Genomic DNA, 23084 nt, shown 5'->3' on the forward strand with positions numbered 1-23084 from the left:
CGGACGCCCACGGACGGCCCCGGACTTCCGGCCGCCGCGTGCGGCGCCCGTCCCGCCGGACGAGGCGCGGGGCGCGCTGAGCGGCCGTGCGGCGGGCCGGAGGCGTCAGCGGGGATGCGGGTGACGGCCGGGGTCCACCGGGCCGACGGCGGCCGTCTCCTGGGCGAGGATGGCCGCCTGGACGCGGCTGCGCAGCCCGAGTTTCGCCAGAATGCGGCTGACGTGCGTCTTGGTGGTGGTCTCGGCCATGTCGAGGCGCTCCGCGATCTGCCCGTTCGACATGCCCTCGCCCAGGCACCGGAAGACGTCCCGCTCGCGGGGCGTCAGGTCCGCCAGCCCGGGGACGGGCTCCGGTGCCGCCGGGCGCGCGGCGAACGCGCCGATCAGCCGCCGGGTCACCTTCGGGGCGATGATGCCCTCCCCCGCCGCCACCGTGCGCACCGCGTCGACGAGCCGGTCGGCGTCGACGTCCTTGAGCAGGAACCCGGCCGCGCCCGCCCGCAGCGCGCCGAACACGTACTCGTCCACGTCGAACGTGGTCAGCACGAGCACGTCGGTGAAACCGGAGATCTCCCGGGTGGCGCGGATGCCGTCCAGCCGCGGCATGCGCACGTCCATCAGCACCACGTCCGGGCGCAGCTCGCGCGCCAGCTCGACCGCCCGTTCCCCGTCGGCGGCCTCGCCGACGACCCGGACGCCCGGCGCGGCGCCCAGGATGAGGACCAGCCCGGCGCGCACCGCCGCCTGGTCGTCGGCCACCAGCACGTCGATCATCTAGGTCGTCTCCTTCTCGGCGGGCGGGTCCACGGGCAGCCGGGCGCGCACCCGCCAGCGGGAGCCGTCCGGCTCCGGCCAGGGGCCCGCGTCGAACCGGCCGCCCAGCAGCGTCGCCCGCTCACGCATCCCGATCAGTCCGCTGCCGGTGCCCGGCAGCCGCGCGTCGCCGGCCCCGAGCGGGCTCAGCACGTCGATCGTCAGGCCGTCGCGCCCGTACTCGACCACCACGTCGGCGCGGCCGGGACCGGCGTGCTTGAGCGCGTTCGTCAGCGACTCCTGCACGATCCGGTACGCGGCCAGTTCCACCGCCGCGGGCAGCTCGGGCGGCTCCCCGGCGATCTGCAGGCGGGCGGACAGGTCGTTGCGCGACGTTCGCGCCACCAGCCGTTCCAGCTCCGACAGCCGCGGCTGCGCGGGCGGATCGGTGTCGGCGCCGTCGCCGTCGCGCAGCAGCCCGATCATGCGGCGCATCTCGGCCAGCCCCTGCACGCTGTTCTCGCGGATCACCTCGAGCGACCGGTCCAGCGTCTCCCGGTCCAGGTCGCGGACCTTCAGGACGGCCGACGAGTGCAGCGCGACGGCGCTCAGGTGGTTCGCGACGACGTCGTGCAGCTCCCGCGCCATCCGGGCCCGCTCGGCGCCCACGGCGGCGCGCCGGTCGAGCTCGGCGAGCCGCGCGACCTGCTCGGCGCGCTGCCGCTCGGCCTCCGCCCGGAAGCGGTGCTCGCGGACCACCATCGCGGTCAGCACCGGCGCGACCCAGGTCATCCCGGCGACCGCGCCCAGCAGCACCGCGACGGAGATCCCGCCCAGCAGGGCGCCCGCCGCCACCGTGGTGGCCAGCGTCGCCGCGATCGTCACGCCGAGGAGCCGTTCGGCCGTCCGCCGCGGCCCGTACAGGCTCGCCGCGTACAGCGCGTCCCCGTAGATCATCAGCGTGGCGAGGCTCGGCCCCAGCGCCACGTCGAGGAAGTTGAAGGGCGTCGCCACCGCCAGCCCGGTGCGGGGCGCCGTCCGCCGCAGCAGCATCGCCGCGCACAGGCCGGCCAGCGGGACGCACCGCAGCGCGAGGTTCGGCAGCCAGGCGTCCACCCACTTGATGTAGCCGTCCGCGAGGATCATCAGGACGCCGCCGATCAGCGCCGCGGCGGCGATGAGGGCGTCCTGCGGGGTGGTGAGGCGGCGGGCGGTCGACAGCACGCCCCCTATCTCAGCACCTCCGGGAGTGTGGCGCGTCCACCGCTGTGAGGGCGGCGCGTACATCCTTCGGACGACCCGCGAAACCTCATCCCAGACGACGCGTCCCCTCCCCCGCGTGTCCGACGATCGAGGGGTACGCCATCGGAGGGAACGCACAGTGCGCACCATCGGAACCATCGTCGCGGTCGCGGGTCTGCTCTCGCTCGTCAACCACGCCTTCGGCAGCAATCAGATGGACGTTCTGGAGTGGACGGACACCCGTCAGCCGCTCGCCGGAATCGGCCTCGGCCTGCTCGGGCTGGCGCTCTACGGCGCCGGCGCGGCCCTCGCCCGGCGCCGGTGACGCCGTGCTCATCGCGGTCATCGCCGCGTGCGAGATCGGGTTCTGGGTCGTCCTCGGCGCCGGCCTGCTCGCCCGCTACCCGCTGCGGATGCGGCGCCTCGGGGCCCTGCTCCTGCTCTGCGTGCCGCTGATCGACGCCGTGCTGCTCGCCGCGACCGTCCTCGACCTGCGCCGGGGCGCCGAGGCGGGCTTCGCGCACGGGCTGTCGGCCGCCTACCTCGGCTACTCGATCGCGTTCGGGCACAGCATGGTCCGCTGGGCCGACGAGCGCTTCGCGCACCGGTTCGCGGGCGGCCCGCCGCCCCGTGGGAAGCCGCGGGGCGGCCGGGCGCGCACCCGGTACGAGTGGCGCGAGTTCGGCAAGGCCGCCGCCGCCACCGCGATCGCCTGCGGGCTGCTCGTCGGCATGATCGCCATGGTCGGCGACGCCGAGCGCACGGCGGCCCTGTGGGCGTGGGCGGCGCGCCTCGGCCTCGTCCTGGCGATCTGGGCGATCTGGCCCGTCAGCCACACGCTGTGGCCGGCCAAGGAGCAGGAGCCGGCGCCGGAGCAGGAACCGGAGGGGCGGAGCGCTAGCCCCGCAGGGTCCGGACGGCCGCGGTGACGATCGGCAGGTCGAACTCGCCCGCGGCCGTCTCGGGCCTGCCGCGCAGGTAGTCGCGCACCCGCCCGAGCAGCTCGTCGCGTTCGGCGGCGTCCAGCACGAGCACGTGGCTGTGCGTGCCGACGGTCGCCGCCATGGAGTCGACCGTGCGCCGCTGGGCGTGCGGGAACTCCGCCCGCTCGATCTCCGGGAACCACCGCGTCGGAGGGACCGACTTCGGCCGCCATCGCCGCAGCGACACGGTGCTGCGCGCGGCCTCCTTCAGCCCCGCGACCCACGGCACGCGGTCGTCGTCCAGGTTCCACAGCCCCGCGAGGACCCCGCCCGGCGCGAGCACCCGGTGGATCTCGGGGAGCGCCCGGTCGAGGTCGAACCAGTGCATCGCCTGCCCGACCAGGACCGCGTCCACGCTCGCGTCGCCGAGCGGGATGTCCTCCGCGCCCCCTCGCAGGACGCGCACGTCGGGGAGCCCGCGGCGGAGTTCGCCGAGCATCGCCGGATCGGGTTCGACGGCCACGACGTCCTCGGGGCGCAGGCCGTCCCGCAGGAGGACCTCGGTGAGCTTGCCGGTGCCCGCGCCGAGGTCGAGCGCCCGCGGCGGCCGTCCGCCCAGGGGCTCCAGCGCCCACCGCACCGCGGCGACCGGATAGTCGGGCCGCTCCGCCGCGTACGCCGCGGCGCCGCCGCCGAACGAGGCCGCACGCCGGGCCACGAGCCCCGGATCGCTGTCCGGAAAAGCATCCTTCACGTCGGACGACCCTACGCGGACGCCTCGGCGCCGGTGGCACCGCGCCCGGCGGACGCGCGGAGGCCGCGCCCCGGGTCGGGGCGCGGCCTCCGCGGGTGGCGCGTCAGACGTTGAAGCCGAGGGCGCGGAGCTGGTCCCGGCCCTCCTCGGTGATCTTGTCGGGGCCCCACGGCGGGAGCCACACCCAGTTGATCTTGACGTCCTGCACCAGGCCGTCCAGGGCGCTGTGCGCCTGGTCCTCGATCACGTCGGTGAGCGGGCAGGCGGCGCTGGTGAGCGTCATGTCCAGGGTGGCGACGCCCCCGTCGAGGTTCACCCCGTACACCAGGCCCAGGTCGACGACGTTGATGCCGAGCTCGGGGTCGACGACGTCCTTCAGCGCCTCGAGGACCTCCTCCTCGGCGGCGGTGTCGGCGCCGGTGCCGCCCGCGGCGGCCTCGGCCGTCTCGGGCGCGCCGGTCGTCTCGGCGGTGCCGGTCGACTCGGCGGTGCCGGTCGTCTCGGCGGTGTCGGTCGTCTCGCTCATGATGCCTCTCCCAGTGCGCGGGCGGTCGCGTCCTTCCACGCCATCCAGGCGAGGAGGGCGCACTTGATCCGGGCCGGGTACTTCGACACCCCGGCGAAGGCGACGGCGTCCTCCAGGACGTCCTCGTCCGGTTCGACGTCCTGGCCGCGCGACTGCATCAGCGCCAGGAACTCGTCGCCGACCTCCATGGCCTGCTTGACCGACTTGCCGATCAGCAGGTCGGCCATCACCGACGCGCTGGCCTGGCTGATCGAGCAGCCCATGGAGTCGTAGGAGACGTCCGCCACCGTGGCGTCCCGGCCGTCGCCGTCCAGGTGGACGCGCAGCGTCACCTCGTCGCCGCACGTCGGGTTGACGTGGTGCGCCTCACCCTCGTACGGCTCCCGCAAGCCCTTGTGGAGGGGATTGCGGTAGTGGTCCAGGATGACCTCCTGGTACATCGCCTCCAGCTGCATGTCGTCCTTTCCAAGCCTTTCTGGCTACAACCGGGGCGGCCCTCAGGCTGTTCCGAAGAACTTCTGCGCCTGCCGTACCCCGTCGGCGAGCGCGTCCACGTCGGCGAGGGTGTTGTACAGGTAGAACGTCGCCCGGGTGGTGGCGGGGATGCCGAACCGGCGGCAGATCGGCCACGCGCAGTGGTGCCCGACGCGGACCTCGACGCCGAGGTCGTCCAGCACCTGGCCGACGTCGTGCGGGTGGATGTCCGCGACGGTGAACGACACGGCCCCGCCGCGCGCCTCGGTGGTGCCCGGGCCGATGATCCGGACGCCGGGAATCTCCGACAGCCGCTCGAGGGAGTAGCCCACGAGGGCCTCCTCGTGCGCGTGGACCCGGTCCATGCCGAGGTCGGCGAGGTAGTCGCAGGCCGCGCCGAGCCCGACGGCCTGCGCGGTCATCGGGACGCCCGCCTCGAACCGCTGCGGCGGCGGCATGAACGTGCTCGACTCCATCCGCACGAGCTCGATCATGGAGCCGCCGGTGATGAACGGCGGCATGGCCTCGAGGAGCTCGCGGCGGCCCCACAGCACGCCGATGCCGGTCGGGCCGAGCATCTTGTGCCCGGAGAAGGCGAGGAAGTCGGCGCCGAGGGCGCGGACGTCCACCGGCTGGTGCGGAACGGACTGCGCGGCGTCCAGCAGGACGAGCGCGCCGACCGCGTGGGCACGCTCCACGATGCGGTCGACCGGCGTGACGGTGCCGAGGACGTTCGACTGGTGCGTCAGCGCGACGATCTTCGTGCGCTCGTTGACCAGGCCGTCCAGGCCGTCCAGGTCGAGGCGGCCCTCGTCGGTGATCCCGAACCAGCGGAGCGTCGCGCCGGTGCGGCGGCACAGCTCCTGCCACGGGACGAGGTTCGCGTGGTGCTCCATCTCGGACACCACGACCTCGTCGCCGGGGCCCACCCGGAAGCGCTCGGCCTCGGGCCCGGCGGTGGCGGCGTTGCTCATCGCGTACGCCACGAGGTTGATGCCCTCGGTGGCGTTCTTGGTGAACACGATCTCGCCGGGCGTCGCGCCGACGAACCGGGCGATGGACGCGCGCGCCTTCTCGTACGCCTCGGTGGCCTCCTCGGCGAGGAGGTGGGCGCCGCGGTGCGGCGCCGCGTTGTACCGCTCGTAGAACTCCCGCTCGGCGTTCAGCACCGCGACGGGCTTCTGCGAGGTGGCCCCCGAGTCCAGGTAGACCAGGGGCCGCCCGCCCCGGACGGTGCGCTGCAGGAGCGGGAAGTCCTTCTTCAGCTCCTCGGGCAGCAGTGTCATGCCGACGCGCCCGCCTTCACGTACTTCTCGTAGCCCTCGTTCTCCAGCTGGTCGGCCAGCTCGGGGCCGCCCTCGGCGACGATGCGGCCGCCCGCGAAGACGTGCACGAAGTCCGGCTGCACGTACCGCAGGATGCGCGTGTAGTGCGTGATCAGCAGGACGCCGGTGCCGGGCGCGGCCGAGAACCGGTTCACGCCCTCGGACACGACCTTGAGGGCGTCGACGTCGAGGCCGGAGTCGGTCTCGTCGAGTACGGCGATCTTCGGCTTGAGCATCTCCAGCTGGAGGATCTCGTGCCGCTTCTTCTCGCCGCCGGAGAAGCCCTCGTTGAGGGAGCGCTGCGCGAACGCGGGGTCGATGGACAGCCCGTCCATCGCCGCCTTCATCTCCTTGGAGAACTCGCGCAGCTTCGGGGCCTCGCCGCGGACGGCGGTGACGGCCGAGCGCAGGAAGTTCGAGACGGACACGCCCGGCACCTCGACCGGGTACTGCATCGCCAGGAACAGCCCGGCGCGGGCGCGCTCGTCGACGCTCATGGACAGGACGTCCTCGCCGTCGAGCGTCACGGTGCCGCCGGTCACCTCGTACTTGGGGTGCCCGGCGATCGCGTAGGCGAGGGTGGACTTGCCGGAGCCGTTCGGCCCCATCAGCGCGTGGGTCTCGCCGGCCTGCACGGTGAGGTCGACCCCGCGCAGGATCTCCTTGGTCCCGTCGGTGCCTTCGCCGACGGAGACGTGGAGGTCGCGGATCTCAAGCGTGGCCATGGTGTTGTCGTTCCTTAGTCGTCGGAGCCGAGCGAGACGTAGACGTCGCCGTCCTCGACCTTGACCTTGTAGGTGGCGACCGGCTGCGTCGCCGGCGGGTTGGTGGGCTTGCCCGTGCGCAGGTCGAAGCAGGACCCGTGCAGCCAGCACTCGATGGTGCCGTTGTAGATCTCGCCCTCGGAGAGGGAGACCTCGGCGTGCGAGCAGATGTCGTTGACGGCGAACACCTCGTCGCCGCTGCGCGCGATCGCGACGGGCGTGTCGTCGACCTCCACGCCGAGCGCCCCGTCCGCCGGGACGTCGGCGAGCGCGCACACCTTCACGTACGTCACCGGTCACCGCCCCGCACGTCGAGCTCCGCCTCGATGGCCTGCCGGACCTTGTCGCGCACCTCGTCGACCTCGATGCGGTCGACGAGCTGGCCGAGGAAGCCCCGGACGACCATGCGCCGCGCCTCGTCGAAGGTGATGCCGCGCGCCTGCAGGTAGAACAGGTGCTCGTCGTCGAGGCGTCCGGACGCGGAGGCGTGCCCCGCGCCGGCGACCTCGCCGGTGAGGATCTCCAGGTTCGGCACCGAGTCGACGCGCGTCCCGTCGGTGAGGACGAGGTTGCGGTTCAGCTCGTAGGTGTCGGTTCCCTCGGCCTCGGCGCGGATGATGACGTCGCCGATCCAGACGGCGTGCGCGTCGGCGTCCTGCAGGGCGCCGCGGTAGTCGACGCGGCTGCGGCAGTGCGGCACGGTGTGGTCGACCAGGAGCCGGTGCTCGAGGTGCTGGCCGCCGTCGACGAAGTACACGCCGTACAGCTCGGCGTCGCCGCCGGGCGCCTCGTACGCGACCGACGGGGAGATCCGCACCAGGTCGCCGCCCAGCGAGATGTTGTGGGAGACGAACCGGGCGTCGCGGCCGAGCCGGGCGTGCTGGTGCGACACGTGCACGCTGCCGTCGTTCCAGTCCTGCAGGCTGATCACCGAGAGGCGGGCGCCGTCGCCGACGACGAACTCGACGTTGTCGGCGTAGGTGGCCGAGCCGCGGTGCGCGAGCACCACGGTGGCCTCCGCGAACGGCTCCAGGATCACGGTGGTGTGCCCGTAGGCGGCGGCCGAGGCGTCCTCGCCGCGCACCCGCAGGACGGTCGGCGCGGACGCCACCGCCTCCTTCGGCACGGTGACGACCGTGGCGTGCGCGAACGCGTTCCACGCCTGGGCGGAGACCCGGTCGGCCGGGACGTACGCCTTGCCGAGGCGGGCGTCGTCGCGGCCGACGGTCTCGACCGTCACCTCCGGCGCGGCCTCGACGTCGACGATGACCTTGCCGCCGTCCTGCGCGGTCCCGTTGTGCAGGCCGTGGAGGCGGCGCAGCGGGGTGAACCGCCACTCCTCCTCGCGGCCGGTGGGGACCTCGAAGTCGCCCAGGTCGTACGACGCCTTCTCGTGCAGCGTCGAGAGAGGCTTCACGTCCAGCCCCATCAGCCGACGGCTCCTTCCATCTGCAGCTCGATGAGCCGGTTCAGCTCGAGGGCGTACTCCATCGGCAGCTCGCGCGCGATGGGCTCGACGAACCCGCGCACGATCATCGCCATGGCCTCGTCCTCGGTGAGACCGCGGCTCATCAGGTAGAACAACTGGTCCTCCGACACCTTGGAGACGGTGGCCTCGTGGCCCATCTCCACGTCGTCCTCGCGGACGTCCACGTAGGGGTAGGTGTCGGAGCGGCTGATCTGGTCGACCAGCAGCGCGTCGCACTTGACGGTGGACTTGCTGTGCTCGGCGCCCTCCTGGATCTGCACCAGGCCCCGGTAGGAGGTGCGGCCGCCGCCGCGCGCCACCGACTTGGACACGATGCTGCTGGAGGTGTTGGGCGCGGCGTGCACCATCTTGGCGCCGGCGTCCTGGTGCTGGTCCTCGCCCGCGAACGCGATCGACAGGGTCTCGCCCTTGGCGTGCTCGCCGAGCAGGTAGACCGCCGGGTACTTCATGGTGACCTTGGAGCCGATGTTGCCGTCGACCCACTCCATGGTGGCGCCCTCGTAGGCGACGGCGCGCTTGGTCACCAGGTTGTAGACGTTGTTCGACCAGTTCTGGATGGTCGTGTAGCGGACGCGGGCGTCCTTCTTCACGACGATCTCGACGACGGCCGAGTGCAGGGAGTCCGACTTGTAGATCGGGGCGGTGCAGCCCTCGACGTAGTGGACGTAGGAGCCCTCGTCGGCGATGATCAGCGTCCGCTCGAACTGGCCCATGTTCTCGGTGTTGATCCGGAAGTACGCCTGGAGCGGAATCTCGACGTGGACGCCCGGCGGCACGTAGATGAACGAGCCGCCCGACCACACGGCGGTGTTGAGCGCGGCGAACTTGTTGTCGCCGACCGGGATCACGGAGCCGAAGTACTCCTGGAAGATCTCCGGGTGCTCGCGCAGGCCGGTGTCGGTGTCGACGAAGATGACGCCCTTCTCCTCAAGATCCTCGCGGATCTTGTGGTAGACGACCTCCGACTCGTACTGGGCGGCGACGCCGGCGATGAGGCGCTGCTTCTCCGCCTCCGGGATGCCGAGCTTGTCGTAGGTGTTCTTGATGTCCTCCGGGAGCTCCTCCCAGGAGGCGGCCTGCTGCTCGGTCGACCGGACGAAGTACTTGATGTTGTCGAAGTCGATGTCCGACAGGTCCGAGCCCCAGGTCGGCATGGGCTTCTTGTCGAACAGCCGCAGCCCCTTGAGGCGCAGGTCGAGCATCCAGTCCGGCTCGTCCTTCTTGCCAGAGATGTCGCGGACGACGTCCTCGTTCAGGCCGCGGCGGGCCGAGGCTCCGGCCTCGTCGGAGTCGGCCCAGCCGAACTTGTACCTGTCGAGCCCTTCCAGTTCAGGGTGGGCTGCCGTAGTCATAGGGGCGTCCTCCCGGACTCCTCGTCACTGGTCAGTGTGCTTGCGGGGGAATCCCCCGCGTCCCCCGGCCCGTCCGCCGGTTCCCCGGCGGCGTCCGTCCCGTCCCCGCACAGGGAGCGGGAGCTGACGTGGGTGGTGCAGATGCCGTCGCCGTGGGCGATCGTGGCGAGCCGCTGGACGGGGGTGCCCAGCAGCCGGCTGAACGCCTCCGTCTCGGCCTCGCACAGCTGCGGGAACTCCGCCGCCACGTGCGAGACGGGGCAGTGGTGCTGGCACAGCTGCTCGCCGCCGCCCGGCTGCGGGGCCTTCGCGGCGGCCGCCGCGTAGCCGTCCCCGGACAGCGCCTCGGCGAGCGTGCGGACCCGCTGGTGGGGCGGGGCCTCCTGCACGACGGGCCGGTAGCGCCGCTCGAGGTCGGCGATCTGGCGCCGGGCGAACTCGGCGACCGCGTGGGCGCCGGCCGTCTCGGCGAGGAAGCGCAGCGCGCTGGTCGCCAGGTCGTCGTAGGCGTGCACGAACGCGCTGCGTCCCGCGTCGGTGATGGCGAACCACTTGGCGGGGCGCCCGCGGCCGCGCCGCGTCTGCGGCCGGGCCCGGCGAACCTCGATCATGCCCTCGGCCAGCAGCGCGTCCAGGTGCCGGCGGATCGCGGCCGGCGTGAGGCCGACCCGCTCGCCGAGCGCGGACGCGGTGACGGGGCCGTGCTCGAGGATCAGCCGGGCCACCCGGGCGCGGGTGTCGCGCTCGGTCCCGGCCGGAGACGGCACGCCGGACGGCCGTGTCACCACGGCCTCCGCGCTCGCCCGATCCTCGCTCACGTTTTTCACAACATCAGTGTGCCGTAATTCCTTCCCCCGAAACACCGGTTTGCCGATGTCGTGGCTCACGCAGGTAAGCCTTACCTAAACGAGCCGTCCGGCCCGGTGAGCGTACGGGCCGCGTGCCGTGCCCGGGAGCGGCTCCCGGAAGCGGTCCGTCACCGGGACGCCACGCGCGGGAGCATCAGCACCGGGCGGGGCGCCGAGCGCACGATCTTGCCGGAGCTCTCCCCGAGGAAGACCCCGCGCAACGGGCCGTGGTGCCCGGACTGGCAGGTCAGCACCTCGCCCGGCAGCATATCGACCGCGGCGAGGGCCTTGCCCACGCTCACCCCGGCGACCGCCTCGGTCGTCACCGGGACGCCCTCCACCGATCCGGCGGCGCGGGCGAGGTCCTCCTCGGCCCGCTCCCGCTGCCGTTCCAGGATCTCGCCGGAGTCCCGGAACCGCGCGGCGACCCCGGGCGGCCGGAGCACCAGCGTGAGCAGCCGCATCGGGACGTCGAGCGCCGCGGCCCACCCGGCGGCGACGCCGAGCGGGTTCTCGGCCTCCCGGCGGCGCCAGTACGCGGCGGTCAGCCGCTCCAGCCGCGGCGGCGCCTCCGCCCCGTACCCGCGCGGGGCCATCAGGACCGGCACCGGCGAGCCGTGCAGGAGCTGGTCGGCGGTGCTGCCGACCGCGATCCGGCCGCGCCGGCCGCGCGGCGCCGAGCCGATCACGACCACCCCGGCCCCGACGTCCTCGGCGACCTCGATGAGCCCGCGGCCGCTGCCCCGGTGCGCGTGCACCCGGGGCTCGGCGCCGCCCTCCGGGACGCCCAGCTCCGCGAGCCGCACCACCGCCGCCCGGACGACCTCGTCCGCGCGGCCGCGCAGGTAGGCGAGCCATTCGGCGTCCACCGAGCCCGGCCCGCGGGCGGGCCACGGCGGCGGGTGGACGTTCGCCGCGGTCACCGCCGCGCCCGTGGCGCGCGCGACCAGCGCGGCGAGCACGAGCGCGTCGTCGCCGCGCTCGTCCGGGGAGCATCCGACCAGGACCCGCGCCGTCATGCCGTCCCCCCGCCCCGGAGCCGCGAGTGGCGGCGCCCGTAGGCGAAGTACGCGGCGAGCCCGACCAGCCCCCACAGCAGGAACACGAGCCACGTGACCCCGCCGAGCCCCACCATCAGGTACAGGCAGAACGCGACGCCGAGCAGCGGCGTGATCGGGTACAGCGGCGTCCGGAAGCTGCGGGGCAGGTCGGGGCGGGTCCGCCGCAGGACGATCACGCCGACGCTGACGAGCGCGAACGCGAACAGCGTCCCGATGCTGGTGGCGTCCACGAGGCGGCCCAGCGGGACGAACCCGGCGAGCAGCCCGATGAACGCCGCGACGATGACCGTGTTGGCGACCGGCACCGACCGCTTCGGGCTCACCCGCTGGAAGACGGGCGGGACGAGCCCGTCGCGCGACATCGCGAACAGGATGCGGGTCTGCCCGTACATCACCGTCAGGACGACGCTCGCGATCGCGATCACGGCGCCGATCGACAGGACGGCCGACGGCCACGCGGCGCCGGTGGCCGCGTCGAGCACGTTCGCCAGGGACGCCTCCGAGTCGTCCTCGCCGAACCGCGTCCAGTGCATCGCGCCGACCGCGGCGAGCCCGACCAGCACGTACACGGCGGTGACGATGGCGAGGGACAGGACGATCGCCAGCGGCAGGTCGCGGCGCGGGTTCTTCGCCTCCTCGCCGGCGGTGGAGGCGGCGTCGAAGCCGATGTAGGAGAAGAACACCTTGGACCCGGCCGCGCTGATCCCCGCCCAGCCCATCGGCGCGAACCCGGCGAGGTTCTCCGACCGGAACGCCGTGAAGGCCACCGCGCAGAAGAACAGCAGCACGCCGATCTTGAGGAACACCATGACCGTGTTCGCGGCGGCGGTCTCGGACGCGCCGCGCAGCAGGAGGAACGCCGCCAGCGCCACGACGACGACCGCGGGCACGTTGACGATCCCGCCGCCGCCCGGCGGGTCGGCCAGCTCCGCCGGGATCGTGAACCCGAGCGTGGTGTCGAAGAAGGCGCTCAGGTAGGCGCCCCAGCCGACCGCGACCGCCGAGACCGACACCCCGTACTCCAGCAGCAGGCACCAGCCGCACACCCACGCGACCAGCTCGCCCAGCGTCGCGTACGCGTACGAGTAGGACGAGCCGGACACCGGGATCGTCCCGGCCAGCTCGGCGTACGACAACGCCGAGAACAGCGCGGTGACCGCCGCGAGGACGAACGACGCGACGACCGCGGGGCCCGCGAGCGGTACCGCCGACCCGAGCACGACGAAGATGCCCGTGCCGAGGGTGGCGCCCACGCTGAACAGGGTGAGCTGCAGCAGGCCCATCGTCCGCCGCAGCTCCCCGCCCGCGCCGCGCCCGCCCTCGGCGACGATCCGGTCGACCGGCTTCGTGCGCAGCAGGCTCCGCGCGAACCCGCCGGCGCCGGGCCCGGCGGGGGCGGACGGGCCGGAGGGGCCGGTGGGCGCGGTCAAAGCGTGCTCTCCAGCGGCCACGTGGCGTTCGGCGTGACGATCGTCCCGGCGGTGCCGTCGAGGATCTCCGCGCACTCGTCGAGCAGCCCGATCGCCGCCATGTCGCCCGTCCGCTCCACGAACCGGCAGGCCGCCTCCACCTTCGGGCCCATCGACCCCGCGGGGAACTCCTCGCCGCGCAGTTCGTGCGGGGTGGTGTGGGTGATCTCCTCCTGGTCGGGGGTGCCGCGGCGCCGCACCACCCGCGGGACGTCGGTGAGGATGAGCAGCGCGTCCGCGTCCAGGCTCTCGGCGAGCACCGACGCGGTGAGATCCTTGTCGATCACCGCCTCGAGGCCCTCCAGCCGACCCACGTCGTTGCGGAACACCGGGACGCCGCCGCCGCCCGCGCACACCACGACCGTCCCGAGCCGCACCAGCTCGCGGATCAGCCGGGTCTCGATGACGCGCTGCGGCCGCGGCGACGGGACCACGCGCCGCCAGTGCCCGCCGTCCGGCCGGACGGTCCACCCGTAGTCGGCGGCGAGCTTCTCCGCCTTGTCCCGCTCGTACACCTGCCCGACGAACTTGCTCGGCTCCTCGAACGCCGGATCGACCGCCGACACGAGCGTCTGCGTGATCATCGCCATCACCTGGCGGCCGGGCAGCGCGTTCTGCAGCGCCTGCAGGATCCAGTAGCCGATCATCCCCTGCGTCTCCGCGCCGACGGTGTCGAGCGGATACGGGCGGGTCAGGTTCGGGTCGTTGACGCTCTCCAGCGACAGCACGCCGACCTGCGGCCCGTTCCCGTGCGTGACGATCAGCTCGTGCCGCCGGGCGAGCGGGGCCAGCGCCCGCACCGCGCGGGCCACGTTGGCGCGCTGCGGCCCGTCGTCGGGCGACTCGCCGCGGCCGACGAGCGCGTTGCCGCCCAGCGCGACGACCACCCGCATGATCAACACCCCCCGATCGCGGATTCCCCCGGCGGCGCCGCCGAAACCCCCGCCGGGCGCGGCCGTCCGGTCCGGCTCCCAGGCCCGCCTCCGGGCCCCGGCCTGCCCGCCCGTCCGGCCGTCCCCGGGGCGGGCGCCCGGAGGCGGGCGCCGACCGGTCCGCGCCCCGTCCTAAACTCGTGGGCATGACACCCCCGGGAGACGGCGCCGTCGAGCTGGAGTCGCTCGTGAAGCGCTACGGAGCGGCGACGGCCGTGGACGGGCTGTCGCTGCGCGCCGCCCGGGGCGAGGTCACCGCGCTGCTCGGCCCCAACGGCGCCGGGAAGACCACCGCGATCGAGATCTGCGAGGGGTACCGCCGGGCCGACGCGGGAACGGTCCGCGTCCTCGGCCTGGACCCGGCCGCCGACGCCCGCGCGCTGAAGCCGCGGGTCGGGGTGATGCCGCAGTCGGGAGGCGTGCCGGGCACGGCGCGCGCCGCCGAGTTTCTCGGGCTCGTCGCGTCCTTCCACGCCGCGCCGCTCGCCCCCGCCGCCCTGCTGGAGCGGCTCGGCCTCACCGAGCACGCCCGCACCCCGTTCCGGCGCATGTCGGGCGGGCAGCAGCAGCGGCTGTCGCTGGCCGTCGCGGTCGTCGGCCGTCCCGAGCTGGTCTTCCTGGACGAGCCCACCACCGGCCTCGACCCGCAGGCCCGGCGCGCGACCTGGGACCTGATCGGGGAGCTGCGCGCCGCCGGGGTGTCGATCGTGCTGACCACGCACAACATGGACGAGGCCGAGACCCTCGCCGACCACGTCGTGATCGTCGACCGCGGCCGGGTCGTCGCCGAGGGCGCCCCCGCGGCGCTCACCGGCGCCGAGCGGCAGCTGCGGTTCCGCGCCCGGCCCGGGCTCGGCCTGGAGGAGCTGCTGTCGGCGCTGCCCGCCGGGTGCGCCGCCAAGGAGTCGCCCGCCGGGCACTACCTGATCGAGGCGGACGTGCGGCCCGAGCTGCTGGCCACCGTCACCGCGTGGTGCGCGTCGCACGGCGTGCTGACCGAGGACCTGCGGATCGAGCGCCGCACGCTGGAGGACGTCTTCCTGGAGCTGACCGGACGGGAGCTGCGCGCATGACGGTCGGGGGGGCGCGGGCGGAGCCGTCCGCCGCGCTGGACTTCACGCCCGCGCCGGGCGCGGTGCCGCTGCCGCGGATGGTCCTGGCGCAGACGGCGTACGAGCTGCGCGCGATGCTGCGCAACGGCGAGCAGCTGCTGCTCACCATGATCATCCCGGTGGTGCTGCTCGTGCTCTTCAGCGCCACCTCGCTGCTGGACCTCGGCCCCGGCAGCCGCGTCGACTTCCTCGCCCCGGGCGTCCTGGCGCTCGCGGTGATGTCGACCGCGTTCACCGGCCAGGCCATCGGCACCGGCTTCGAACGCCGCTACGGGGTGCTGAAGCGGCTCGGCGCGACGCCGCTGCCGCGCGCCGGGCTGATCGCCGCCAAGACCCTCTCCGTCCTCGCGGTCGAGGTGATCCAGGCCGCGCTGATCTGCGCCGTCGCCCTCGGGCTCGGCTGGGAACCGCACGGCGACCCGTTCTCGGTGCTCGCGCTGCTGCTGCTCGGCACCGCCGCGTTCAGCGGGTTCGGCCTGCTCATGGCCGGGACGCTGCGCGCCGAGGCGACCCTCGCGGCGGCGAACCTCGTGTACGTCCTGCTGCTGGCCGTCGGCGGCGTGGTGTTCCCGCTGGACGAGTTCCCCGAGACGGTCCGGAACGCGCTGGAGCTGCTGCCGATCTCCGCGCTGGCCGAGGGGCTGCGGGACGTCCTGCGGGACGGCGCCGCGGTTCCCGGCGGCCCGCTGCTCGTCCTCGCGGTGTGGGCCGTCGCCGGACTCGCCCTCGCCGCCCGGTTCTTCACATGGGAGTGATCTAGGACGTGACGCATGGCACTGGCTGAGGCGCCCGGTTCCCTCGGCGGCGCGTCCCGGGCGCCCGGCCGGACGACGCTGCTCTCCCTGGGTTCCGTCCCCCCGCCCGCGCTGATCCTGCTCGGCATCATCTCCGTGCAGGTCGGGGCCGGTCTGGCCAAGAACCTGTTCGACCGGCTGCCGCCGAGCGCCGTCGTGACGCTGCGGCTGCTGACCTCCGCGATCGTCCTGGCGTTCCTGGCCCGCAAGGCGCTGCGGACCGTCCTGCGGGACCACACCCGGCAGGACCTCGCGATCGCCGCCGGGTTCGGGCTCGCGCTCGCCGGGATGAACTTCTCGATCTACCAGTCGTTCGCCCGCATCCCGCTGGGCGTCGCGGTGACGATCGAGTTCCTCGGGCCGCTGAGCGTGGCGCTGCTGGCGTCCCGGCGGCCCCGCGACGTGCTGTGGGCGCTGCTGGCGGGCGCGGGCGTGGTGATGCTCGCCCGGGGCGGCGGCGACCTCGACCCGGTCGGCGTCGCGTTCGCCCTGGTCGCCGGGGTGTGCTGGGCGGCCTACATCCTGCTGACGGCCGCGACCGGGCGGCGGTTCGCCGGATCGTCCGGCCTGGCCGTCGCGAGCATCGTCGGCACCGCGGCCGTCCTGCCGCTGGGCGTCGCCGAGGGCGGCGCGGAGATGCTCGACCCGCGGCTGCTGCTGATCGGCCTCGGCGTCGGGCTGCTGTCGTCGGTGATCCCGTACTCGCTCGAGCTGGAGGCGCTGCGGCGGATGCCGGCGCGGGTCTTCGGCGTCCTGATGAGCCTGGAGCCGGCCGCCGCCGCGCTCGTCGGCGTCGCGCTGCTCGGCGAGATCCTCGGCTGGCGCCAGTGGCTCGCGATCGTCTGCGTGGTCGTGGCCAGCGTCGGCGCCACGCGGAGCCAGAAGGACCCGCCCGAGGCGCCCGAGGCTTAGCCGCCGGACGGGCGCGCCGGGCCGCGGTGCGGTGGCGACCGCGCGGCCGGGCGTGGAAGGATCGGGACGGGACCACCTGCAATCGACCGGAGGGGAGTCCGCGTGATCGGCCGGAACGAGGACCAGGGAATGCCGCCGGAGTACTTCGAGGCGGGATCGGCGTCGTTCGTGGACTTCCTGCGCCTCCACTCCCCCGACCTGCTGCCCGTCAACCGGGTGCCCGGCGCCGGGACCGCACCCGACCTGCCGCACGGCACGACCGTCCTGGCGCTGACCTTCCCGGGCGGCGTCATGATGGCCGGGGACCGCCGCGCCACCCAGGGCAACCGCATCGCCTACCGCGAGCTAGACAAGGTCCAGCGCGCCGACGAGTACTCGGTCGTCGCGTTCGCGGGCACCGTCGGGCTGGCGCTGGAGATGGTCCGGCTGTTCCAGGTCGAGCTGGAGCACTACGAGAAGATGGAGAGCGCGCCGCTGTCGCTGCCGGGCAAGGCCCGGCGCCTCGGCGCCGTGATCCAGGCGAACCTCGCGCAGGCCATGCAGGGCCTCGCCGTCGTCCCGCTGTTCGCCGGGTACGAGGAGCGCACCGGCACCGGGCGCATCTACACCTACGACATCACCGGCGCGCCGCAGGAGGCCCGCGACTACCACGCCGACGGCTCCGGCTCCCCGTACGCGCTGGGGGCGCTGAAGAAGCTGTACCGCCCCGACATGTCCGAGCGCGACGCCGCGACCGTCTGCGTGCACGCCCTCTACGACGCCGCCGACGACGACTCCGCGACCGGCGGCCCCGACCGGGCCCGCCGGATCTACCCGACGATCGCGGTCGTCACCGACGACGGCTACCGGGCGCTCGGCGAGGACGAGGTGGCGGAGATCGTCGACGAGGTCGTGACGGGCCGCATGGAGCACCCGGACGGCCCCGTGGCGCCGCTGCGCTGACCCCCGGAAACGTCGGACCCGGCCCGTAACATCGACCGTATGGCACGGGCGAACGACGAGGCTGCGGCCCTCATCCAGGAACTGGCGGACCTGCTGTCCATCACGGGCGGCGACGCGTTCAAGATCAGGGCGTACGAGAAGGCGGCGCGGGCGATCGCCGGCCACCCCGACGACATCTCCGGCCTCGACCTGGCCGGGCTGCGCAAGATCCCCACGGTCGGCGAGGCGATCGCGAAGAAGGTCCTCGACTACACCTCCACCGGCACCATCCGGCAGGTGGAGGAGCTGCGGACGCAGATCCCCGCGGGCGTCCGCGCCCTCACCGCGATCCCCACCCTCGGCCCCAAGAAGGCCCTCGCCCTCTACGAGGAGCTCGGCGTGTCGTCGGTGGAGGAGCTCGAGACCGCCATCGGCGCGGGCCGGCTGCGCGGGCTCAAGGGGTTCGGCGCCAAGACCGAGGAGAACATCCTGCGCGGCATCGAGCTGATGCGCGGCGCCGGGGAGCGCGTGCTCGTGGACGCCGCCGCGAGCGTCGCCGACGAGGTCGTCGCGGCCCTCTCCGCGCTGCCGCAGGTGGAGCGCTGCGAGCACGCCGGTTCGCTGCGCCGGATGCGCGAGACGATCGGCGACGTGGACGTCCTCGCGGCCTCCACCGACCCGCACCCGATCATGGCGGCGTTCGCCGCGCTGCCGCTCGTCCACGAGGTGATCGCGAGCGGCGACAAGAAGACCTCGATCCGCACGGCGAAGGGCCTCCAGGTCGATCTGCGGGTCGTCCCGCCCGAGTCGTGGGGCGCGGCGCTGCAGTACTTCACCGGCTCGCAGGCGCACAACATCCGCACCCGCGAGATCGCCGTGAAGGCGGGGCTGAAGCTGTCGGAGTACGGCCTGTTCGACGCCGAGTCGGGCGAGCTGATCGTCTCCGGGACCGAGGACGAGGTGTACGAGCGCCTCGGGCTCCCCTGGGTGCACCCGGCACTGCGGGAGGACACCGGCGAGATCGAGGCGGCCCTCGCCGGCGGGCTCCCCCGCCTGGTCACCGTCGGCGACCTGCGCGGCGACCTGCACAGCCACACCGACCTCACCGACGGCATCGCCCCGCTCGAGGACATGGTCGCCGCCGCCGCGGCCCGCGGCCTGGAGTACTACGCGATCACCGACCACGCGCCGAACCTGTTCATGCAGCGGATGACCGACGCGAAGATGCTCGCGCAGCGCGAGCGGGTCCGAGAGCTCCAGGCGTCCTGGCCGGACCTCGCGCTGCTGCACGGGACCGAGCTGAACATCGACCCCGACGGCGGCGTCGACTGGGACGCCGACTTCCTGGCGGGCTTCGACATCTGCGTCGCGTCGATCCACTCCCACTTCACGCAGGACCGGGAGGCGATGACGCGCCGCCTCGTCCGGGCCTGCGAGAACCCGCACGTGCACGTCATCGGGCACCCGACCGCCCGCAGCATCGGCCGCCGCCCGCCCGTGGACGCCGACTGGGACGAGGTGTTCCGCGCGGCCGCCCGCACCGGCACCGCCCTGGAGATCGACTCGTTCCCCGACCGCCTCGACCTGCCCGCCGACCTGATCCGCCGCGCCAAGCGCCTCGGGGTGAAGTTCTCCGTCGACACCGACGCCCACTCCGTCGGCCACCACCGCAACATCCGCTACGGCGTCGGCACCGCCCAGCGCGGCTGGCTCACGCCCGACGACGTCATCAACACCTGGCCCCTCGACCGCCTCCGCGAGTTCCTCGGCAAGACCTGACCGCGCCACCGGCGGCGGTCCGGAGGGCCCGCACGGGCGAGCGCCGTCCCGTGCGGGCGCCGGCGCGTCAGGCGGGCTGGGGCGTCTGCAGGGCGGGCTCGGCGGGTCCGGACGCCGCGTCGGGGCCCGTGCCGGCGCGGGGGCCGCGGTCGCGGAGGGCGAAGAACAGCCGGAAGGCGGCCACCCACATCAGGACCGCGCCGAGCATGTGCAGGACGACCAGGACGGCGGGGACGCCGAGGAAGTACTGGACGTACCCGAGCGCGCCCTGCGCGACGATGAGCACGAGGAGTTCGTTGACGCGGCGGCGTGCCGCCGCGGGCGCGTCCGTCCGGTACAGGGCCACGGCGATGACCGCGGTCAGTGCGCAGACGACCCAGGCGGTGATGCTGTGGACGCGGGTGACGTCGGTGATCTCGAAGCCGTAGCGGCGCGACGAGGCGTCCCCGGCGTGCGGGCCGGTGCCGGTGACCACCGTGCCGGCGACGAGCACGACGGCACTGGCGGCCAGGAGCGCGGCGCCGAGGGCGCGGATCCAGGGGGCGACGAGGGGCCGGGGCGGCGCGTCGCCCTCGCCGGCCCGGATCCACAGCGCCACGCAGAAGACGAGCAGGGCCGGGGAGACGAGGAAGTGCAGGCCGACGGCGGCCGGGTGCAGCTCGGTCAGCACGACGATGCCGCCGATGACGGCCTGCGCGACGACGCTCATCGGCTGGGCGAGCGCCCACCGCACCAGGTCCTTGCGGCGCGGGACGAGGCGGAGCGCGGCGACGAAGACGAGCATCCCGACGGCCAGCACCACGAAGGTGATCATCCGGTTGCCGAACTCGATCGCCATGTTGATGGTCTCGTGCTCGGGATGCGGGGTGGGGACGAGGCTGTCGCCGGTGCACTTGGGCCATTCGGGGCAGCCGAGCCCGGACTCGGTGACGCGGACGGCGCCGCCGCTGACGACGATGAGCACGTTGCCGATGACGCCGAGCAGTGCGAGCAGCCGGAACGAACCCGCCGTCGGACGCCACACGGCGTCCCGCGCGCGGATCAGCGGGTTGGGGGTCGACTCTCGCTTTGTCACGCCGACCATGCTATGGCCGCCCCCGCGCACCCGTGACACAACCCCCCGGGAGCGGCGCCGGGTCACCGTTTCCGCAGGTCGGGCCGGAGGAAGCCGGACGGCCCGCGCGGGGCCCACGGCGGCCCGCCGGGGGCGCGGGGCGCCTGCGGGACGCGCAGGAACGCGTGCCGGGCCAGCGCCATGAGGTTGAGCAGGGCGTCGCGCCGCGCGGTGAACCAGTGCGGGTCGGCGACGCCGCGGTCGGCGCGCTTGTGCAGCAGGGCCAGCTCGGTCGCGGCGAGCTGGTAGTCGACCATGGCGCGGCCGGCGGGCGGGCCGCCGACGGCGCGGGCCCAGCGGCGGGCGGCGCGGCGGGCCGGGATGGAGCGCAGCATCCGGACGTCCGCGGCGGTGACGAGCCCGGTCGCGGCGTACAGCGGGAGGTACGTCTCGATGCGGCGGACGGTGCTGCGGCGCTCGACGGCGACGATGGCGATCAGTCCGACGAGGATGCAGAAGTCCAGCAGGTACACGACGCCGAGCCCGGCGAGGCCGGTCGACGCGGCGCCGTTCCACAGGCCGTGCAGGATCATGGCGCCGAGCAGCCCGGCGAGGGGGGCGAGGAGCTGGCCGCGGCGGTGCGTGGCGGCGTAGGCGACGCCGAGGCCGGTCATCGAGGTGAACAGCGGGTGGCTGAGCGGCGCGACGAGCCCGCGGAGGATGAACACGGCCTGGAGCTGCTGGGCGCCGCCGTCCTCGAACGCCCGCATGTAGTAGGTGATGTTCTCCATCATCGCGAAGCCGAGGCCGACCATCGCGGCGTAGATCAGCCCGTCGGCGAACCCGTCGATCTCGTTGCGGCGCAGCCACAGCATGCCGAACAGGACGGCGCCCTTGAGCGTCTCCTCGATGACCGGCGCGCCGAAGGTGGCGCTGACGAAGTGGCCGTCCGCCTCCCCGAAGACGGGGACGGTGACGTAGAGCAGCCCCGCCGTGTTCAGGACGAGGGCGCCCAGGACGGCGACGCCCGCGCCCCACATGAACGCGAAGACGAGCGCGCGCGGCGGCTCGGGCTCCAGCCGGTCCAGCGCGAGCGCGAGCGCGATCAGCGGCGGGATGGGCAGCACGGCCAGCAGGAGCCCCACCCAGAAGCCGCCCCCGCCGGACAGGACGTCGACGCCGAGGGCGGCGAGGGCGCACAGCCCCGAGACCGTCAGCCCGGCGATGAGGCCGATCGGCGGGCGCCCCGGGATCCGCCCCTCGAGCACCGCCTTCGGGTCCACACGCGCCATGACGTGAGCGTAACCGGCGCCGGGCCGCGCCGCCGGGACGGGACGGTCACGTTGCGTGATCGTTGTGTCCGGGGCGCGGGGGCCGTCAGTGCAGGAGCGGGTCGACGGACACGGCGAGGAACAGCAGCGCCAGGTAGACGTTCGACAGGTGGAAGAACCGCATGGGCCGCAGGTGGACGCCCGTCACCCCGGCGCGGACCGCCTTCAGCAGGCGGTGCCCCTCGGCGAGGAACACCAGGCCGAGCACCGCGGCGACCGCCCCGTAGACGGGGGTCATCCCGCCGACGGGCCACAGCAGCAGCGAGCACGCCACGGTGGCGTAGGTGTAGACGAGGCTCTCCACGATGACGCGGCGCTCGCCCTTGACGACCGGCAGCATCGGGACGTTGGCGACCGCGTAGTCCTCGCGGTAGCGCATCGCGAGCGTCCAGGTGTGCGGCGGCGTCCACAGGAAGACGACGCCGAACAGGACGAACGGCGTCCAGGAGATCTCGTCGGTGACGGCCGTCCAGCCGATGAGGACGGGCATGCAGCCGGCGATGCCGCCCCACACGACGTTCTGCGAGGTGCGCCGCTTGAGCAGCAGCGAGTACACGAAGACGTAGAACAGGATCGCGAACAGCGAACCGGCGGCGGCGCGCGGGTTGACGGCGACCGCGAACCCGACCGTGGACAGCACGGCCAGGGTGATTCCGAACACCAGGGCGCGGGCGGGGGTGACCTGGGCGCGGGCCAGCGGGCGGCGCCGGGTGCGGCGCATCTTGGCGTCGATGTCCCGGTCGATGTAGCAGTTGATCGCGTTGGCGGCCCCGGCGGACATCGTGCCGAACGCCAGCGTGAGCAGTACCGTGCCCAGCGGCGGCACGCCCCCGGCCGCCAGGAACATCACCGGGATCGTGGTGATCAAGAGCAGCTCGATCACACGCGGCTTGGTGAGCGCGACGTAGGCGCGCACGCTCTCGCCGATCGACCGGCGCGCGGCCGGTTCGGCCGGCGTCGGCTCGGGGGGCGCGATCGGCATGTGCTCGTCGAGCTCCACCCCGCGCTTGTTACTGAGCACCGTCACAATCGGGTCCACGTTCAACTAGGCATGTGAAATCGCGTACCAACTCGGCGGTGCCCCCGTGTTCGGGCCGACCTCGGCTGGGTGCGACTTTCGGCTTGGCGAATACGGCGGCCGCTCGTTGTCAACCGCGCAATCACTGTAGTCCGACCCCTCCGGAGGTCGTGCACCGGGTCGCCTGACACACCGTGACCGGCGTGTCGGCGGGTCCGCGGCGCCCGTCCCGGGGCCCGCGGCACGGGGCG

The 23084-nt window shown here is 73.7% G+C and carries 24 protein-coding genes; 7 read left to right on the plus strand and 17 right to left on the minus strand.

The window, feature by feature from the left end; all coding sequences use genetic code 11:
- Window positions 1-105: 105 nt before the first annotated feature.
- Window positions 106-774, minus strand: a complete 669-nt coding sequence (locus DMH08_RS04435) for a response regulator (RefSeq protein WP_026406026.1) — start codon at window positions 772-774, stop codon at window positions 106-108.
- Window positions 775-1977 carry a sensor histidine kinase gene (locus DMH08_RS04440; RefSeq protein ID WP_233617390.1) on the minus strand — a complete coding sequence of 401 codons (1203 nt, stop codon included), beginning with the start codon at window positions 1975-1977 and terminating at the stop codon, window positions 775-777.
- Window positions 1978-2134: 157 nt separating this feature from the next.
- Between DMH08_RS04440 and DMH08_RS04445 the strand changes: the two genes are divergently transcribed.
- Both DMH08_RS04445 and DMH08_RS04450 read left to right on the plus strand, forming a co-directional pair.
- A complete protein-coding gene (locus DMH08_RS04445; RefSeq protein ID WP_125611880.1) occupies window positions 2135-2320 on the plus strand; it encodes a hypothetical protein in 186 nt (61 codons plus the stop codon).
- Window positions 2321-2324: 4 nt separating this feature from the next.
- Complete coding sequence (locus DMH08_RS04450) at window positions 2325-2924, plus strand: hypothetical protein (RefSeq protein ID WP_125611882.1); 600 nt, start codon at window positions 2325-2327, stop codon at window positions 2922-2924.
- Here the strand turns inward: DMH08_RS04450 and DMH08_RS04455 are convergent.
- The 12 genes from DMH08_RS04455 to DMH08_RS04510 all read right to left on the minus strand — a co-directional run bounded on the left by DMH08_RS04455 (window position 2893) and on the right by DMH08_RS04510 (window position 13873).
- Window positions 2893-3672: a class I SAM-dependent methyltransferase gene (locus DMH08_RS04455; protein WP_199747616.1), complete on the minus strand. Its 780-nt coding sequence runs from the start codon at window positions 3670-3672 to the stop codon at window positions 2893-2895. The two genes, DMH08_RS04450 and DMH08_RS04455, sit on opposite strands and share 32 nt — an antisense overlap.
- 103 nt (window positions 3673-3775) lie before the next feature.
- Window positions 3776-4198, minus strand: coding sequence for a metal-sulfur cluster assembly factor (locus DMH08_RS04460; protein WP_125611884.1), 423 nt, complete (start codon window positions 4196-4198; stop codon window positions 3776-3778).
- Window positions 4195-4653 carry a Fe-S cluster assembly sulfur transfer protein SufU gene (gene sufU, locus DMH08_RS04465; protein ID WP_026406032.1) on the minus strand — a complete coding sequence of 153 codons (459 nt, stop codon included), beginning with the start codon at window positions 4651-4653 and terminating at the stop codon, window positions 4195-4197. Before sufU ends, DMH08_RS04460 begins: the two co-directional genes overlap by 4 nt.
- 42 nt (window positions 4654-4695) lie before the next feature.
- Complete coding sequence (locus DMH08_RS04470; protein WP_026406033.1) at window positions 4696-5958, minus strand: cysteine desulfurase; 1263 nt, start codon at window positions 5956-5958, stop codon at window positions 4696-4698.
- Window positions 5955-6722 (minus strand): Fe-S cluster assembly ATPase SufC, encoded by a 768-nt coding sequence (gene sufC / locus DMH08_RS04475; protein WP_026406034.1) that lies wholly within the window; start codon window positions 6720-6722, stop codon window positions 5955-5957. The genes DMH08_RS04470 and sufC overlap by 4 nt, the downstream gene beginning before the upstream one ends.
- 14 nt (window positions 6723-6736) lie before the next feature.
- Window positions 6737-7054 (minus strand): non-heme iron oxygenase ferredoxin subunit, encoded by a 318-nt coding sequence (locus DMH08_RS04480; protein WP_026406035.1) that lies wholly within the window; start codon window positions 7052-7054, stop codon window positions 6737-6739.
- A complete protein-coding gene (gene sufD / locus DMH08_RS04485) occupies window positions 7051-8190 on the minus strand; it encodes a Fe-S cluster assembly protein SufD (protein WP_026406036.1) in 1140 nt (379 codons plus the stop codon). The genes DMH08_RS04480 and sufD overlap by 4 nt, the downstream gene beginning before the upstream one ends.
- Window positions 8190-9602: a Fe-S cluster assembly protein SufB gene (sufB, locus tag DMH08_RS04490; protein WP_026406037.1), complete on the minus strand. Its 1413-nt coding sequence runs from the start codon at window positions 9600-9602 to the stop codon at window positions 8190-8192. Before sufB ends, sufD begins: the two co-directional genes overlap by 1 nt.
- Window positions 9599-10420 carry a helix-turn-helix transcriptional regulator gene (locus DMH08_RS04495; RefSeq protein ID WP_442778624.1) on the minus strand — a complete coding sequence of 274 codons (822 nt, stop codon included), beginning with the start codon at window positions 10418-10420 and terminating at the stop codon, window positions 9599-9601. The genes sufB and DMH08_RS04495 overlap by 4 nt, the downstream gene beginning before the upstream one ends.
- A gap of 158 nt (window positions 10421-10578) precedes the next feature.
- Window positions 10579-11469, minus strand: coding sequence for a universal stress protein (locus tag DMH08_RS04500; RefSeq protein WP_026406038.1), 891 nt, complete (start codon window positions 11467-11469; stop codon window positions 10579-10581).
- A complete protein-coding gene (locus DMH08_RS04505) occupies window positions 11466-12869 on the minus strand; it encodes an amino acid permease (RefSeq protein ID WP_233617393.1) in 1404 nt (467 codons plus the stop codon). Before DMH08_RS04505 ends, DMH08_RS04500 begins: the two co-directional genes overlap by 4 nt.
- A gap of 68 nt (window positions 12870-12937) precedes the next feature.
- Entirely contained in the window at window positions 12938-13873 is a 936-nt protein-coding gene (locus DMH08_RS04510; protein ID WP_125611886.1) for a carbamate kinase, read from the minus strand.
- A 185-nt stretch (window positions 13874-14058) separates the two neighbouring features.
- Between DMH08_RS04510 and DMH08_RS04515 the strand changes: the two genes are divergently transcribed.
- The 5 genes from DMH08_RS04515 to polX all read left to right on the plus strand — a co-directional run bounded on the left by DMH08_RS04515 (window position 14059) and on the right by polX (window position 19430).
- Window positions 14059-14985 carry an ABC transporter ATP-binding protein gene (locus DMH08_RS04515; protein ID WP_026406041.1) on the plus strand — a complete coding sequence of 309 codons (927 nt, stop codon included), beginning with the start codon at window positions 14059-14061 and terminating at the stop codon, window positions 14983-14985.
- The gene (locus DMH08_RS04520; protein WP_125611888.1) at window positions 14982-15779 is read left to right on the plus strand and encodes an ABC transporter permease; all 798 of its coding nucleotides are present in this window, start codon (window positions 14982-14984) and stop codon (window positions 15777-15779) included. Before DMH08_RS04515 ends, DMH08_RS04520 begins: the two co-directional genes overlap by 4 nt.
- A gap of 15 nt (window positions 15780-15794) precedes the next feature.
- Entirely contained in the window at window positions 15795-16730 is a 936-nt protein-coding gene (locus DMH08_RS04525) for an EamA family transporter (protein ID WP_125611890.1), read from the plus strand.
- Between the two features lie 129 nt (window positions 16731-16859).
- Window positions 16860-17672 carry a proteasome subunit beta gene (gene prcB / locus DMH08_RS04530; protein ID WP_125611976.1) on the plus strand — a complete coding sequence of 271 codons (813 nt, stop codon included), beginning with the start codon at window positions 16860-16862 and terminating at the stop codon, window positions 17670-17672.
- A gap of 39 nt (window positions 17673-17711) precedes the next feature.
- Window positions 17712-19430, plus strand: coding sequence for a DNA polymerase/3'-5' exonuclease PolX (polX, locus tag DMH08_RS04535; RefSeq protein WP_125611892.1), 1719 nt, complete (start codon window positions 17712-17714; stop codon window positions 19428-19430).
- Between the two features lie 67 nt (window positions 19431-19497).
- Here polX and DMH08_RS04540 read toward each other — a convergent pair whose 3' ends face one another.
- The 3 genes from DMH08_RS04540 to DMH08_RS04550 form a co-directional block, all read right to left on the minus strand.
- Window positions 19498-20505, minus strand: a complete 1008-nt coding sequence (locus DMH08_RS04540; RefSeq protein WP_233617391.1) for a COX15/CtaA family protein — start codon at window positions 20503-20505, stop codon at window positions 19498-19500.
- A gap of 62 nt (window positions 20506-20567) precedes the next feature.
- Window positions 20568-21776 carry a PrsW family intramembrane metalloprotease gene (locus DMH08_RS04545; protein ID WP_125611896.1) on the minus strand — a complete coding sequence of 403 codons (1209 nt, stop codon included), beginning with the start codon at window positions 21774-21776 and terminating at the stop codon, window positions 20568-20570.
- Window positions 21777-21861: 85 nt separating this feature from the next.
- Window positions 21862-22797, minus strand: a complete 936-nt coding sequence (locus DMH08_RS04550) for a heme o synthase (RefSeq protein WP_125611978.1) — start codon at window positions 22795-22797, stop codon at window positions 21862-21864.
- Window positions 22798-23084 lie beyond the last annotated feature (287 nt).

Origin of the sequence: Actinomadura sp. WAC 06369 (assembly GCF_003947565.1) — a bacterium.
GTDB lineage: Bacteria > Actinomycetota > Actinomycetes > Streptosporangiales > Streptosporangiaceae > Spirillospora > Spirillospora rifamycini.

Excerpts from the sequence above, each read along its gene's own strand:
- DMH08_RS04435 (WP_026406026.1), bottom strand. The coding sequence starts at position 774 with ATGATCGACGTGCTGGTGGCCGACGACCAGGCGGCGGTGCGCGCCGGG.
- DMH08_RS04460 (WP_125611884.1), bottom strand. The coding sequence starts at position 4,198 with ATGAGCGAGACGACCGACACCGCCGAGACGACCGGCACCGCCGAGTCG.
- sufU (WP_026406032.1), bottom strand. The coding sequence starts at position 4,653 with ATGCAGCTGGAGGCGATGTACCAGGAGGTCATCCTGGACCACTACCGC.
- DMH08_RS04470 (WP_026406033.1), bottom strand. The coding sequence starts at position 5,958 with ATGACACTGCTGCCCGAGGAGCTGAAGAAGGACTTCCCGCTCCTGCAG.
- sufC (WP_026406034.1), bottom strand. The coding sequence starts at position 6,722 with ATGGCCACGCTTGAGATCCGCGACCTCCACGTCTCCGTCGGCGAAGGC.
- sufD (WP_026406036.1), bottom strand. The coding sequence starts at position 8,190 with ATGGGGCTGGACGTGAAGCCTCTCTCGACGCTGCACGAGAAGGCGTCG.
- sufB (WP_026406037.1), bottom strand. The coding sequence starts at position 9,602 with ATGACTACGGCAGCCCACCCTGAACTGGAAGGGCTCGACAGGTACAAG.
- DMH08_RS04500 (WP_026406038.1), bottom strand. The coding sequence starts at position 11,469 with ATGACGGCGCGGGTCCTGGTCGGATGCTCCCCGGACGAGCGCGGCGAC.
- DMH08_RS04510 (WP_125611886.1), bottom strand. The coding sequence starts at position 13,873 with ATGCGGGTGGTCGTCGCGCTGGGCGGCAACGCGCTCGTCGGCCGCGGC.
- DMH08_RS04515 (WP_026406041.1), top strand. The coding sequence starts at position 14,059 with ATGACACCCCCGGGAGACGGCGCCGTCGAGCTGGAGTCGCTCGTGAAG.
- DMH08_RS04520 (WP_125611888.1), top strand. The coding sequence starts at position 14,982 with ATGACGGTCGGGGGGGCGCGGGCGGAGCCGTCCGCCGCGCTGGACTTC.
- DMH08_RS04525 (WP_125611890.1), top strand. The coding sequence starts at position 15,795 with ATGGCACTGGCTGAGGCGCCCGGTTCCCTCGGCGGCGCGTCCCGGGCG.
- prcB (WP_125611976.1), top strand. The coding sequence starts at position 16,860 with ATGCCGCCGGAGTACTTCGAGGCGGGATCGGCGTCGTTCGTGGACTTC.
- polX (WP_125611892.1), top strand. The coding sequence starts at position 17,712 with ATGGCACGGGCGAACGACGAGGCTGCGGCCCTCATCCAGGAACTGGCG.
- DMH08_RS04545 (WP_125611896.1), bottom strand. The coding sequence starts at position 21,776 with ATGGCGCGTGTGGACCCGAAGGCGGTGCTCGAGGGGCGGATCCCGGGG.
- DMH08_RS04550 (WP_125611978.1), bottom strand. The coding sequence starts at position 22,797 with ATGCCGATCGCGCCCCCCGAGCCGACGCCGGCCGAACCGGCCGCGCGC.